Origin of the sequence: Mycolicibacterium vinylchloridicum (assembly GCF_013404075.1) — a bacterium.
Classification (GTDB): Bacteria; Actinomycetota; Actinomycetes; order Mycobacteriales; family Mycobacteriaceae; genus Mycobacterium; species Mycobacterium vinylchloridicum.
Window position 1 is genome coordinate 74,757 of the sequence record NZ_JACBJQ010000027.1, and the last position, 13,372, is coordinate 88,128.

The 13,372-nt window shown below is 64.7% G+C and carries 9 protein-coding genes and 1 pseudogene; 5 read left to right on the forward strand and 5 right to left on the reverse strand.

Going from position 1 to position 13,372, the window contains the following annotated elements:
• Positions 1–7: 7 nt before the first annotated feature.
• Positions 8–1,330 (reverse strand): FtsK/SpoIIIE domain-containing protein, encoded by a 1,323-nt coding sequence (locus HPC46_RS21570; protein ID WP_179473674.1) that lies wholly within the window; start codon positions 1,328–1,330, stop codon positions 8–10.
• Positions 1,327–1,749: a plasmid replication, integration and excision activator gene (locus HPC46_RS21575; RefSeq protein WP_179473676.1), complete on the reverse strand. Its 423-nt coding sequence runs from the start codon at positions 1,747–1,749 to the stop codon at positions 1,327–1,329. The genes HPC46_RS21570 and HPC46_RS21575 overlap by 4 nt, the downstream gene beginning before the upstream one ends.
• Positions 1,750–1,841: 92 nt before the next feature.
• Here HPC46_RS21575 and HPC46_RS35070 point away from each other — a divergent pair.
• Positions 1,842–1,943 (forward strand): annotated as a pseudogene (locus tag HPC46_RS35070) (NUDIX hydrolase); the annotation flags it as partial.
• A 281-nt stretch (positions 1,944–2,224) separates the two neighbouring features.
• On the opposite strand, the gene HPC46_RS21580 reads toward HPC46_RS35070, so the two are convergent.
• The gene (locus HPC46_RS21580; protein WP_179473678.1) at positions 2,225–7,174 is read right to left on the reverse strand and encodes a DEAD/DEAH box helicase; all 4,950 of its coding nucleotides are present in this window, start codon (positions 7,172–7,174) and stop codon (positions 2,225–2,227) included.
• Between the two features lie 347 nt (positions 7,175–7,521).
• Here HPC46_RS21580 and HPC46_RS21585 point away from each other — a divergent pair, with 347 nt between their 5' ends.
• The 3 genes from HPC46_RS21585 to HPC46_RS21595 are packed head-to-tail and all read left to right on the forward strand — an operon-like array spanning position 7,522 to position 10,858.
• Complete coding sequence (locus tag HPC46_RS21585; RefSeq protein ID WP_179473680.1) at positions 7,522–9,978, forward strand: AAA family ATPase; 2,457 nt, start codon at positions 7,522–7,524, stop codon at positions 9,976–9,978.
• On the forward strand, positions 9,975–10,379 hold the full coding sequence (locus HPC46_RS21590) for a hypothetical protein (protein ID WP_179473682.1): 405 nt from the start codon (positions 9,975–9,977) through the stop codon (positions 10,377–10,379). The genes HPC46_RS21585 and HPC46_RS21590 overlap by 4 nt, the downstream gene beginning before the upstream one ends.
• A complete protein-coding gene (locus tag HPC46_RS21595; RefSeq protein ID WP_179473684.1) occupies positions 10,376–10,858 on the forward strand; it encodes a hypothetical protein in 483 nt (160 codons plus the stop codon). Before HPC46_RS21590 ends, HPC46_RS21595 begins: the two co-directional genes overlap by 4 nt.
• A gap of 137 nt (positions 10,859–10,995) precedes the next feature.
• On the opposite strand, the gene HPC46_RS21600 is transcribed toward HPC46_RS21595, so the two are convergent.
• On the reverse strand, positions 10,996–11,754 hold the full coding sequence (locus HPC46_RS21600; protein WP_325096724.1) for an 8-oxoguanine DNA glycosylase OGG fold protein: 759 nt from the start codon (positions 11,752–11,754) through the stop codon (positions 10,996–10,998).
• Positions 11,755–11,889: 135 nt separating this feature from the next.
• Here HPC46_RS21600 and HPC46_RS21605 point away from each other — a divergent pair, with 135 nt between their 5' ends.
• Positions 11,890–12,486 (forward strand): uracil-DNA glycosylase family protein, encoded by a 597-nt coding sequence (locus HPC46_RS21605; RefSeq protein ID WP_179473688.1) that lies wholly within the window; start codon positions 11,890–11,892, stop codon positions 12,484–12,486.
• A gap of 22 nt (positions 12,487–12,508) precedes the next feature.
• On the opposite strand, the gene HPC46_RS21610 is transcribed toward HPC46_RS21605, so the two are convergent.
• Positions 12,509–13,207 carry a hypothetical protein gene (locus HPC46_RS21610; RefSeq protein WP_179473690.1) on the reverse strand — a complete coding sequence of 233 codons (699 nt, stop codon included), beginning with the start codon at positions 13,205–13,207 and terminating at the stop codon, positions 12,509–12,511.
• Positions 13,208–13,372: the final 165 nt, after the last annotated feature.

Genomic DNA, 13,372 nt, shown 5'->3' on the forward strand with positions numbered 1-13,372 from the left:
GAACCAGTCATTCACTGCTCTGCCCTCCGGCGGTCCTTGATCTCCCGTATTGCTTTGCGGTGGAGCGGATTTGATCGTCGGACCAGAAGTCGGATCGGACCTTGGTCGTGTGGCCGTCCTCGGCGATGACGTAGCCGGTGCCCGGTCTGTCGGGACTGATTCGGTGCGCGGGCGCTTTGTCGGCCAGCCCGTCGCCGAGGACCATCGTGACCTCGTCTCGCGATCGCAATCGAAGAGCGATGGTTTGGGTGAACAGTCCTCGCATCGGCAACACTTCCTTTCGAGGGTCCTGCAGGAACGCGGCGACCACGATTCCCAGCGCTCGGCCTTTGGTGAGAATTCGCGACAACGAGGCGGCGGCTCCTTTGCGCAGGGTCGGGTCGCTCATGTACGCGGTTACTCCGGCCAGCTCGTCGATGAGCAGCACCACAAGGGGTGATGTCTTGGTCGGACGGTGCGCGCGTGTGCGGCCCGCCATCTCGTTGCCGCGCTTGTCCATCAGTTTCTCCAGCCCTGCAAGGGTTTCCACGGCATCGGCCTCGGTGGTGGCAATTTTGGTGAACAACCTGGCGCCGACTGACAACTCGATGCCGTACTTCAGATCGATTCCGACAAGGTGAACCATCCCGGCGGCCACAGCAGGGCCGAGCCCACCGGTGATGCCCCAGAAGACGGAACCCTTTCCTGCGCCCGAGCATCCGACGGTGAGGGTGTGTCGTCCACGCAATGGGAGGGCCCAGGCGGAACCGTCTTCGCATCGTCCGAGCGCGACTCGGGTTGTTGTGACCGCTGTTGGCGGCGCTGCGTGATCTACAGTCGACAACTGCTCCCGCATGACCAGCTCGATCCGCAGAGTTCCGGGCGAGACGACGGCCGCACGCGCCGAATGTGCGCCTGCGGCGTCGCGGATCGCAGGAACGGCGCGCTCCAAGTCTTCGACGGTCTGTCCCATCCTTGCGCGTACGGTGAGGCGCAGGGTGGTTTGAGACACGTCTGTTCCCAGCAGCTTTGGATGAAGCCAACGTGTCGACGCGACCTGTCGTCCTTGATTGTCGCGGCGCGCGATCTGCTCGGAGGCGGATAGGCCGCAGCGCTTGCAGAGTCTGTGCCAGGAGACGTAAGCCCAGAGTCGCCAGCGCAGAAGTCGGACCGGTGTTGCGAACCGTTCTTCGTATGTCTCAGGGGAGTGCAGTCGCCAGGAGATGAGGGCAGCGGCACTGCCTCCTACGAGGATCGCTACCCACAGGCCGAGAGTGGTGAGGAAATTCAAGACGTGATCGAGCCGGAAAGGGGTGTCGGGATCCAGCGATGTGTACGGATCGGGATTCATGCCGATTCCCGGCTGGTCGTTGCGCTCGCGGACGGCTTGCCTGGTGCCCTCATGTCGGAGGCTCGAAACGACCAGGAGATCCGGGAGAAGTCGCCCGACTTCTCGACGTACGGCAGCGCCATGAGCCCGTCGAAAACCACTGGGGTAAAGGGTGTTCCGCTGGAATTGGCGGGTGCAGACGGCTGCGTCGGCGAGGCGAACTTGACCGTCACTGTTCGGCTGCGCTTCGGTGCAGCCGGGTCGCCGTCGAGCACTTCGACCTGCCACATCGGCAAGCCGGTATCGCGATCTCTGGCCTGAACGCGGTTCTCGCCCGAGGACTTGTCGAAGTCGATCATCGGCGTCACCTCGGATACCAGGAATGCGCCGAGGGAGAACACCTGGTCGTGGCCGATCTGGAGCCATTTGGGGATTGACATTGCTAAGCCTTTCGGAGGTGGAACTAGATACCAATCCAAAATGGCACCCAGATGAGGTGTTTAGCGCTGCCCCTGGAAAATTGGGGATAGCTCAGTCGGTGATGGTTCCGGCTTTCGCAGCCCGCGTCTTGGATGCGTTCGAACAGTCTCCGCGGTCGCGGACGTATGGTGGCGTGAATCTCCTGCGCGGGTGAAAGCCCGCGCCCTACCTCGTGAAGAACCGCAGTGTCTGCACTTCGGTGTCCTGCACTAAGGTCCACCCGCCGTGTACGGGATCACCTCTCTCGCGCATCACTTTCGCTGCGTCGAGCAGCACGGTATCGAGACTGGCCCGCAAGACCGCGGTTCTGCCCTCGTCGTCGTAGAGCCCCAGCCGTCGGCGGACTCGCTCAACATGTCGGTCACCATCGCTGGAAGCTATCGCGGTGGACCGACAACGAGTCGGAGTCCGACACGTAGCCCCAGCAGTCGGGTCCTATGCGCTTTCGGCGAGCCCGTCGACGATCTTCATCGTCTCCACAGCGACGGTCGTGACCTTGGCGACCAGATCAACGATGTACCGCGGGTCGTCGTGCTCGTCGCACCAATCGTTGGGGTCGTTCTTGATGCCCGACGGCTTGTCGATCTTGACCTGGTACCGGTCAATGATCCAGGCCAAAGCCGACCGGGAGCCGAGCATGTACCTCTCGGCGTCCTCGGGGATGCCGGTGATCGTGACTTTCGGGTTGTAGATCAGCTTCGTGTAGTCATCGACGTTCTTGCCGGTCTCGGAGTCCTTCTTCTTGGCCCACTTCAGCTTGGTCACCTGCCAGGTCTCGCGATCAGCCGGATCAGCGCCGGGCTTGAGCTGCACGTCGACCGGATAGGGTTCAACGTCTTCGTACCCGACGTGGAGGTCCGACAGGGCTTGGCCAGCTGATGCAAGTTGCTCGAACCGCTCCAGCGTTTCCGGAGTTGGAATGTGCGGCAGCATCTTCTTCAGGTCCGCCGCGTACGTCGATCGGTAGGCCGGGTCGTGCAGCAGGCCGTAGACGTAGAAGAAGATGTCGTCTTTGGTGACTTGGTCGCCGATCGCCTCTTGGTACAGCTTCAGGATCTCGTCGGTAATGTTGTCGACCCTGCGGTACCCGTACTCATCCGGCTCGTCGGAGTCTCGGGTATCAAGTGCAAGGCTGCCATCTTCGGGGTCGGCCTTTTCGTAGGTCCATCGCGGGAAGAACTGGCCGGTGTCGAGCAAGTGCAGGTTAGGCAGCAGATCGGTCATAAACGCCGTGAACTCGAAGTGCGAAGCTGGGCCGGTAAGCAGGATGCCGAGGTTCCGGTGGTTTGACGTCGGGAAAATCGACGGCAGCTGGTAACGCCGCTCGTTCAAGTGTTGGTGGAAGTACACGTGCTGCTGCTGGAACGGTCGGTATGCGCCGCAAATTAGGGAATCCGAATCGAACGCGAACTGCGCACCGCGAGCGAGAAACTGCTTGGCACTTGAGTTCCAGCTGAACCGTGTCGAGTCGACTTCGACGAACGCGTCCACCGCCGCTTTCCGGTCGGTGATCCGGTTCTGCTCGCAGTACGCATCGAACCCTCGGACCTGGCCGTTATAGAAATCGATCATCCGTCGCACGTTCGCCTCGACCGCTGCGCGCGAGGAGTTGTAGCACCACGAATCGCGACCCGTGGCAAGACCGAGTGAGTAGCTACCGAAAACCGCCAATCCTCCGGACTTGCTACCGATCACCGGCCACACAGCGAAGTCGCCGCTGCGCTGGCTGATCCAGTCACCGTGCTCGTTGGGTCTGATCGACTGCCATTCAACGGATTCAAGGTCCCCGCCCGCGACGATCTCCAGCTTCTGCTCGCGGGTCAGGTAGTCGCCGATGTCTCGATACTTGACCTCGCATGGTCCGCTACTTATGGGGTCCTTCACGCCGATGAGGATCGCAACGGTGTTGCGGCTTCCAGACCCGAAGACCTTGCCGCCCTCCTTCCGTGAAAGCTCACCCGCAGTCCGCTGGTTGCCGCGCAGGTTGTAGACGTAGATCTGGCTGTATTCATCAGCCAGCGACAAGCGGATGCCGTCGGCGGTGTTGCCGTCGATCCAACCGCCGTTCGATACGAACGCAACGACGCCCTGCTCGCCGATCCGGTCGGTGGCCCATCGGAAGGCGCGGAGATAGGAGTCGTACAAGGTCCGCTGACTTGTGGCTGTCGATCTCTTCGCGTAGGTATCCGCGATTCGGCGGTCCAGCGTCGGGTAGGAGACATTCGCGTTGAGATCATTCGCCGAGGTCTGCCCCACCGAGTACGGCGGGTTTCCTACAACGATGTGAATCGGAGCCGCGAGCTGCTTGACAATCCGAGAGTTGTTCTGCGGGAACATCTCCGTGTCCATCGAGTCGTCATCTTCGGTCATCTGGAAGGTGTCCGTCAGGACGATGCCCTCGAACGGGCTGTACTCGGCCTTGGTCAGCGCGTGGTAGGTGGTCTCGATGTTCACCGCAGCGATGTAGTACGCGAGCAGCATGATCTCGTTGGCGTGCAACTCACTGGCGTACTTGCGGGCGAGGTCCTCTGGACGAACCAAACCCGATTGCATAAGCCGCGTGATGAACGTGCCGGTGCCGGTGAATGGGTCGAGGACGTGGACGGCATTGTCGGTGAGTCCGCGGCCGAAGGCTTCGCGGGAGGCGTGGTCGGCTGCGCGGAGGATGAAGTCGACGATCTCGACCGGCGTGTACACGATGCCCAGTGCCTCGGCCTGTTTCGCGAACCCGACTTTGAAGAACTTCTCGTAGAGTTCGGCAATCACCTGCTGCTTGCCGTCGGCGGTGGTGACCTCTGAGGCGCGGACCCGCACCGAGTCGTAGAAGCCCTGGAGGTGCTCGGTCTCGGCTTCCAAACCTGCCCCACCGAGCTGGTCGACCATCGCCTGCATCGTCTTCGACACAGGGTTGTGCGCAGCGAACTCGTGGCCGGCGAACAGAGCGTCGAAGACCGGCGCGGTAATCAGGTGCTGCGCGAGCATCGAGATCGCGTCATCGCGGCTGATGGAGTCATTGAGGTTGTCCTGCAACCCCTTGTGGAACTTCGCGAACGCCTCAGTCACCGTAGGGTCCGCCCCGTCGATCAGGACCTTGATCCGGGCGATCAGGGCCGCGGCGATGTCGGCGACATCCTTGGCCCAGTCTTCCCAGTAGGTGCGGGTGCCGACCTTGTCGACGATGCGGGTGTAGATCGCCTCCTGCCACTCCGAGAGCGAGAACAACGCCATCTGGGACGCCAGCCGCCCGCCATCGGAACCATTCCCGTCCGCGACACCGACGGCCGGGTCGGAACCGGTGTCACCGTCGCCGGTAGGTCCTGTGTTCTCACCGCTGCCGATGCTCTCCGGATTCTCCGTCGTCGGACCGATGTGCCCACCGAGCAGTTGATCGGAACCCTGCCCGGTGGCTTGCAGTTCCGAGGCGGCGTTCAGTGCGATCGAGTTGACCATCGCGTTGAACCGGTCGTCGTGAGCGCGCAGAGCGTTGAGGACCTGCCACACCACCTTGAAGCGGCGATTATCCGAAAGGGCTTGTGACGGTGAGACACCGGCCGGGACCGCGACCGGCAGGATGATGTAGCCGTAGTCCTTTCCCTCGGACTTGCGCATGACCCGGCCCACCGACTGCACCACATCGACAACGCTGTTGCGGGGATGCAGGAACATCACAGCGTCCAGTGCCGGCACGTCGACGCCCTCGGACAGGCACCGGGCGTTGGACAGGATGCGGCATTCGTTCTCCGGCAGCGGCGCTTTCAGCCATTGCAGCTCTCGGTTGCGTTCCAGCGCGTTGTAGGTGCCGTCGACGTGGCGGACCTGCACGGCGAGATCCAGATTGGTGGTGTTCACATCATGGCCGTCGTCGATGCTGTCGCTGAGCATCTCTCGGTAGGTCTCCACGACTCGGGGGAACAGATCCGCGACCTTTTTCGACGCGGCGATGTCCCTCGCGAACGCGACCGCCCGGCGCATCGGCGCCTCGCCCGGCGCGAATCCCTGACCGTCCGGGGTCTTGCCGGCACGTTTGGCGAGGCCGTTCCAGGCGCCGACGATCTTCGTCGCGTCGTCGAGGCGCAGGTCTCCGTCGGGGCCAGCGAGCTGGGCCTGCAACGGCGCGGCGACCATCTCCTCGTCTACGGTGAGCACCAGGACCTTGTAGTCGGTGAGCAAGCCCCGCTCCACGGCCTCACCGAACGACAGGCGATGGAACTCAGGGCCGTACTTCGTCTCGTCGTCCATCGAGGTGATCTCGGCGGAATGCTCGTCAGCCTTCGCCTTCACCGTCTCGTCGTAGATCCGCGGGGTCGCCGTCATGTACAGGCGGCGGGTCGCGTGCAGGTAGTCCTCGTCGTGGACCCGCACGAAGTTCGACTCGTCGGCACCCTCCAGCGTGACACCGGTGGTGCGGTGCGCCTCGTCGCAGATCACCAGATCGAACGGCGCCACACCCAACTTCTGCGCGTCCGCAATGACCGGCAGTGACTGGTAGGTCGTGAACACGACGGTCAGGCCCTTCGCGCGCTTGCGGTGCTCCATCTCGTGCGCCAGCTTCGCCGCGTTCGTGGTCACTGGGATCGCCACGTCGTAGGTGTTGATGTCCTCGGCCGCGCGGGACACCTTCGTGTCCGAGCAGACAGCGAACGCACGCAGGTCCAGCTGTGTTTGCGCCGTCCACTCCCGCAGCGTCTGGCTCAGCAGGGAGATCGACGGGACCGCGAACAGAATCCTTGCGCTACCACCGTTCTCAGTTGCGGTTCGCTCGGCGATCTTGAGCGCGGTGAACGTCTTGCCGGTGCCGCACGCCATGATCAGCTTGCCGCGGTCGTTGCCGGCGGCGAAACGCGCGAACACCTTCTCGATCGCGGTGGTTTGATGCTGACGCGGCTCGTGACGGGTCGCCTCGGAGACGTCGATCTGTAGGTCGCCGTCCACCCAGGCGATGTCCCAGTCGATCGGCGAGTCCGCGATCTCCGCCAGACCGATTCGCTGCACAGGAATCGTCTGATCCTCGAGGGCGTCCTCGGCGTTCTTTCCCCATCGGTCAGTGGTGGAGATGATGATCCGGTTGTTGAACGGGTTCTTACCCGACGCGGTGAAGAACGAGTCGATGTCCTCTTTGCGCAGCGTGTGCGTCGGCTCGTAGAACTTGCACTGGATCGCCGTGTACTCACCACTGTCACGCTCACGCGCAACGAGATCAATTCCTGTGTCGGGCTTACCTTTCCGGCCAGGCCAATCTATCCACCGCCACACTTCGTCGTACTGCTGCGACAGCAGCGGATCGAGGTCGAAGTAGCGGACCATGAGCTTCTCGAACTTGGTCCCGCGTTCCGAGTTCGACGGCGCTTCGCGGAACGCATCCATCACCTCGTGGATCGAACCCATTGTTCCCCTACCTGTCGACACGTGCGTCAGAGAGCCTAAGCTGCGCAGGCGGTGGAGACTGAGGGTTCAAAGGGTACGCGTGTCGTGGATTCTGTCGGTCCGCGGCGATGGCCACCGCAATTACATGACGCCGAGACGACGAATTTGCTACGTCGAATTGAAGGACTGCGCCTCCGCCACGCGTGTCAGGCTAGGACGACACCGCGACGTAGGGATGCTGCCAGGATCCATCGCGCTAGATCTGCGATCTTTCTGGCTACCTACCGGCTGGGCGGCAGTCGTGTCCACCGGCTGTGTCATAACTGTGTGCAAAGCTGCGTGCACATCCGGTTGTGAGGGGCGTGACAGTGGACGGTGCAGGGCTCGGCGGTTCGGTCGAGGCGGAGGTATGGGAGCTACTGGCCGACAACGAGGCGGTTGCCGACGAGACCGTCTACCTCGTCGCCGCGGCGATGCGGGGAGACGACGAGTTCGCCGATCAACTCGGTGGGGACGCACCGCCACCGGAGCAGCCCAAGATAGAGACGACCGGCGCTCCGCCGCCGCTGCGCGCCTTCCTCCGTTCCATCACGGTGTCGGGGTTCCGCGGCGTAGGCCCGCGCGCCACCTTGGAGGTGAACCCCTACCGCGGGATCACAGTGATCAGCGGCCGCAACGGCTCCGGCAAGTCCAGCTTCGCCGAGGCCCTGGAGTACGCGCTCACCGGCACCAGCTACCGGTGGGAGGCCAAGAAGGGTCAGCACTGGCAGGCATCGTGGCGGAACCTGCATGCCGGCGAACCGGCATCCATCAAGGTCGACTTCGCGATGGAACCCGACGATGACCGCGCAGGAACCGTCGCCACCGTCGGTGTGGACTGGTCGCCGGGCTGCAGCCTGAACGCGGCCGAACGCTGGTCGCAGATCAAGGGACAGAAGCGTGAGACGGTTGCCGCACTGGGATGGGGTCAGGCGCTCAAGACTCACCGGCCACTGATGTCGTACGACGAGCTCGGCGGAGTCTTCGAGGAGGGGCAGGCCGCGTTGTACGACGCGCTCGACACGCTGCTCGGGCTCGACGAGGTCGCCGCGGCCGAGGGCCGGCTCAAGGACGCCGAGAAGCAGCTCGGTGGGGCGCGCAAGACGGCGAACGACGCCCGCACCCGTCTGCGCAACTCCCTGAGCGAGGTCACCGACCCGCGGGCTGAACAGGTGAAGAAGCTCACCGCGCGCGTGCCCTACGACCTCGACGCGATCACGGCGACGACGTTGGGTACAGCGACCGAGCAGGCCGCCACCATCGCGAAGCTGCGGAAGATCGCGGCGCTCGAAGTCCCGCCGACAGCCAGGGCCACCGAGGTCGCCGACGAGTTGCGCGCGGCCATCGAGGCGCACGTGGCCGGGGCCGACTCCGCATTGAAGGCGCTGGCCTCGCGGGCGGCGCTGCTACGCGATGCTCTGCATCTGCACGCCGACACCGGCGATGGGGCCTGCCCGGTGTGCGAGACCGGAACCCTCGACGGCGACTGGCGCGCCGCGGCCGAGGAACGCCTGAGGGCGGCTGAAGCGAGCACTACGAAGCATCAGGCCCTGGCGTTGCGACTGAAGCAGGCCCGGTCGGCGGCCGACGACTTCTTCGGAGAGGTCACCGATGTGGCCGCAGTTGAGGGAGTCGAACTGGCCGCGCTGGCACGGTTCGGCGCGGCGCTGAAGGACGCGTGCACTGCGCCGGGCACCCTTGCCGACCAGCCCGGCCACGTCGAGCTGGCCGCCATGGAACTCGACGAGGCCGCCGCGGCGCTGCGCAAGGAAGCCGCAGAGCGCGCGGACAGTCTGGAGGACGCGTGGGCGCCCACCGCCGGTGCGATCGTCGCCTGGGCCGAGCTGGAGACCGCGGCGCGCAAGGACGACGCCAGCCTGGACGAGGTCAAGCGGGCGTTGAAATGCCTGCGCGAGGCAGCCGACACGCTGCGGGAGCGGCGCCTGGCACCGATGGTGGAACAGACCGGTGAGTTCTGGGAGCGGATGCGGCACGAGAGCAACGTCGACATCGGCAGTATCAGCCTCGAGGGAGTGGCCAACCGTCGTCACGTCGTCGTCGACGGTGCTGTGGACGGGGTGTCGACCGGCGCGCTGACGGTGATGAGCCAAGGCGAGCTGCACGCGTTGGCGCTCGCCATGTTCATTCCGCGTGCCACCACGCCCGCGAGCCCATTCCGCTTTCTGGTGCTCGACGACCCGATCCAGGCCATGGACCCCGCCAAGATCGCGGGGTTCCTCGACGTGCTCGTGGAGCTCGGCAAGACGCGGCAGGTGATCGTGTTCTCGCACGACGACCGGTTGCCGGCTGCGATCCGCGCACGATCTGTGCCGGCCCAGCTGCTCGACGTCACTCGGGAGCAGGGGTCGTTGGTCGTGGTGAAGGCGAACGACCTACCCGCAGACCGGTACGTCGCCGACGCCGAGGCCCTCATCCTCGACGACGACATCGACGACCTGATCAAGCGGAAGGCGGCACCAGGCCTGTTCCGGATGGCGATCGAAGCCGCCGCCCACCAGCGGTATTTCGGTGAACGTGCGAAGGCCGGCGCCGCCTACCACGAGACCGACACCGCGTGGGAGGAGGCGAAGACCACCCAGCGGAGAGTGGCGTTGACTATTACCGGGACCCTCGACGGGGACGTATCCGGCTGGAAGTCGTATCGAGCGCACAGATTCCCGACACTGGCGATTTCCGCGTCAGGCACCCACCGCGGGGCCACGCTGGACCGCGGCACCATCCAGAACCTTCGCGACACCGTCCGCGACATCGTGGAGGGACGGTGACTAGCGACGCCGAGGTCCTGCTCGCACGGGCCGACAAACTCCTCGACTCCCCGGACCGCACCGCATTGGGCAACTCCGCCCGGTTGGCGGCGTTCCTCGCACGGCAGGCCGTGGAGGACCTGATCGACGCCCGCTGCGCGGAGCTGACGGGAGTCCAGCTAGTTGTCGGGACCGCGAGCGCGAGACTTGCGGTGCTCAAGTCCCTCGACAAGACACCGGCGGGTCCGGCCCTCATCGACGCCTGGCACCAGTTGACCGGCTTTTGTCACCATCACGCGTACCAGCTGTCGCCGACGGTGCCGGAGGTGCGGGCGCAGTGTGCCGCGGTCGAGCGGGCCTGCCTCGGGCGAATGTCCGAATCGTCGCCAGGTTCCGCGCCTGGCGATACGGTCAGCCCGTGATCGCCGCGTTCAAACGTCCCAAGCTCACAACCCAGCAGGTCGGCTCGGCTGGGGAGCATTTCGTCGCTGCCGAGATCCACCGGCGCGGTGGCTACGCCGTGACGTTCTCCGGGAACATGCACGACATCGACCTGCTAGCCAGCGACGCCGGCCACGACCGCGTGATCAGCATCCAGGTCAAGACGAAGACGGCCGGCGCGTGGCAGACGAGCACGAAGCGGGGTAAGAAGCGGAGGGCACCCGAGGTCGAGACGAAGTACTGGGTACTCGTCGACCTCGGAAAGGCATACCCCGAGTTCTACATCGTGCCGGAGTGGTGGATGGAGAACGATATCCACACAGCGCACAGCAAGTACCTCGCGGACTCCGGCGGCCACCGCGTCAAGAATGACGCGAGCACCCACCACGCGATCCCGGTGGCCCGCATCGCCGAGTGGAAGGACCGGTGGGACGTGATGGAGATCCTGCCGACCGCGTGAGACCAAGCGGGTTCCGCATCCAGGACGACGCAGCGGCGATGTGGTTCTGGAAGGCGCTCGGCGGGACCGATCTCGCGGCGCCATGTGGCCCAATAGTTCTGCGGCGACGTGTCGTGCTGGCTGTCGCTTCGATCGTCCTAGACGGTCGTCCAGCCCATGAGACACGCTCGCCGCTCGGCGATGTCGTCGAACCCAACGTGGCGCCGGCCTTCGCGGTAGAGCGAGGCTTCGGCATGGAGCCACCGCCACCGTGACGAGGCGATCAGCCGGCCGAACTGGTAGAGCCTGAATTCGATGACGTCGTCCGGCTCATCGAACAACTCGGACCACCGGTGGATTTCGCCGCAGAATTGCGCGTAAGTCGCCGCCGTCTCCTTCCAGTATTCACGACCGGTCAGTGTGAAAACCGCTGCGCTGACCCGGGAATCGAGGATCAGGCATCGCGACCCCGGCAAGTTCCGGTCCGAGGTGAGGTACAGGAACTTCGAGAAGAAGGCTGGCCCCAAACGGGCAATCTGGCCGTGGATCGCGGTGTAGGCGGAGCGGATGTCACCTTGGCGGCTCGCTTCGGCGCCGGCGCGCAAGATGCCGTTCAACCGGGCACGCTGTTCGGCGTCGCCGGCACTGGTGACGATCTTCGACGCGTTCCGATAGTCGCCCACCACTCCCCAAGCGAGAACGTGCCAGAGGAACGTCACCCAGTCCGGTTCGTCGTTCTCCCAACACTGCGCCGCAAGCCTGAACAACGCGGTCCGGTTGAGTTCGGTTGAGCTGAGCACGATTCCGCGATCCGCCCACCAGGTGCTTATGGGGAGTGGCTCTTGCATCCGGTCGACCGGTCCGAAAACTGGGGATCTCAACAGATCGCCTACAGCCGCGTCTCCCTCCTGCCACATCTCGGCCCCTTTCGACGCGGCGGGGATACCGTTGATTCCCCACGCCGCGGCAAGCCTCGCACGGGGCGCCGACGTGGGCGGGAACCTTGTCGGTTTCGTGGGCGTCACGTCGGGTACCGGTGAGACGATCGTGAGATGGCGACGGATACGAAACGGCTGCGGCTGGACCTCATCGCCGAGCAGATCAGCACGTGCCGGCAGTGCCCGGGGATGAACGCGCCCGGCGTGACTGCTTCGGCACCGGGATATGGATCGGCGCACGCTCCCGTCGCCATCGTCGGACAGAGCCTCTGCCGCAAGTGCATGGAATCCGGGGTCCCATTCACCGGCGGCAGCGGAACCTACATCGACCGGGCGCTGGAGATCGCCGGACGGGAGAAGCGCGAACTGTTCATCACGAACGTGGTGCACTGCCACCCTATCGACGACCGGCGATCGCATCCCCACGAGATCGACAACTGTCTGCCCTTCCTCCACGAGGAGCTGGACGTCGTGTCGCCGCGGCTGATCATTGGGTTGGGCGCAGATGCGGAAAAAGTGCTCACGGCTCGGTACCCCGCCGCGCGCCGGCTGGCGTGGCCGTTCGTGAAGCTGCGGGCCGTCAAACCGGGCACGACCTACTTACTGTTCCCGGGGCACCCCGGCTCGCTGCGGTTTAAGAAGACAGCCGACCGTGCGTACTACTCGTCGAGTCTCGCCCGCGCGATCACCTGGGGGTTCGAGGCGGGGTAGCAACGGTGGGCAGGTACGCGCACTACCGGGCCTCCGCAGGCGCCGCCACGACGGGTCGAGCTGCGATGCCGATGAGGACTCCGTACCGGAGCGACGGATCGATGTCGAGGTGCATGCCCAGCTCGGTGATCCTGCCGTCGCGGGGGTTCCATGGGCGAAACGGCTGTTCATGGCCGAGGAGGGCACCCAGCGCGTCGATGGTTGGCTTCCAGAGGTTCAGCCAGTTCCTGCTCGGCCCGACGGTGAAGGCGAGTTCAAGTCTGACGGGTCCATCCGGCAGCTCCGGGATATCCACGAGGGCCGAGCGAATCTGCTCCTTCGCCGCGGGTCCGTCCCAGGACTTAGTCGTCGTCGCGTGCAAAACACCGGTCGATGGCGCGGGCACCTCGCGCGCTGCCTCGATCCGCACTGCGGAGTGCCCACTGCTGCGCTTGGTGCACCAGACCGACACCAGCCCGCCGTCGGACAGTCGGGAGGCGAGGGGCTTCGCGTAGTTGTCGAGGTCCCGCTTGCCCAGCAGGTCCAGGTGCGGAGCCAAGCCGACGTCGAGCCGCAGCGCCCACGGGCCGTCGATCCGCGACGCCGCGAGCAGCGTGTCCGCTTCGTCCAGGAACTTCCCCAACTGCACCTGGCCGCGGTTGTCACCCCAATCCCAGGAGTCGAGCTGAGGCGCGAGGTTCAGCCGTGCGAAGTCACCCTCGGGGCGCGCGTACCACCGCATCAGCACACCGTAATCCGGCCGAGCGCAGCTGGGCGCACGGTTGCGTCCAGCAGAGTGGTGTACGAGTCGGACCTGATCAGCGGTACCGGCGTGTCGTAGCCGGATGAATGAAGGTCATCGCGTGATTCTTCGAGAGACCCGCGAAAGTCACTCGAGCAAAGGAAT

What these genes read in the sequence shown, in the direction of transcription:
- HPC46_RS21570 (WP_179473674.1), bottom strand. Translation starts at nt 1,330, where the DNA reads ATGAATCCCGATCCGTACACATCGCTGGATCCCGACACCCCTTTCCGG.
- HPC46_RS21575 (WP_179473676.1), bottom strand. Translation starts at nt 1,749, where the DNA reads ATGTCAATCCCCAAATGGCTCCAGATCGGCCACGACCAGGTGTTCTCC.
- HPC46_RS21580 (WP_179473678.1), bottom strand. Translation starts at nt 7,174, where the DNA reads ATGGGTTCGATCCACGAGGTGATGGATGCGTTCCGCGAAGCGCCGTCG.
- HPC46_RS21600 (WP_325096724.1), bottom strand. Translation starts at nt 11,754, where the DNA reads ATGTGGCAGGAGGGAGACGCGGCTGTAGGCGATCTGTTGAGATCCCCA.
- HPC46_RS21605 (WP_179473688.1), top strand. Translation starts at nt 11,890, where the DNA reads ATGGCGACGGATACGAAACGGCTGCGGCTGGACCTCATCGCCGAGCAG.
- HPC46_RS21610 (WP_179473690.1), bottom strand. Translation starts at nt 13,207, where the DNA reads ATGCGGTGGTACGCGCGCCCCGAGGGTGACTTCGCACGGCTGAACCTC.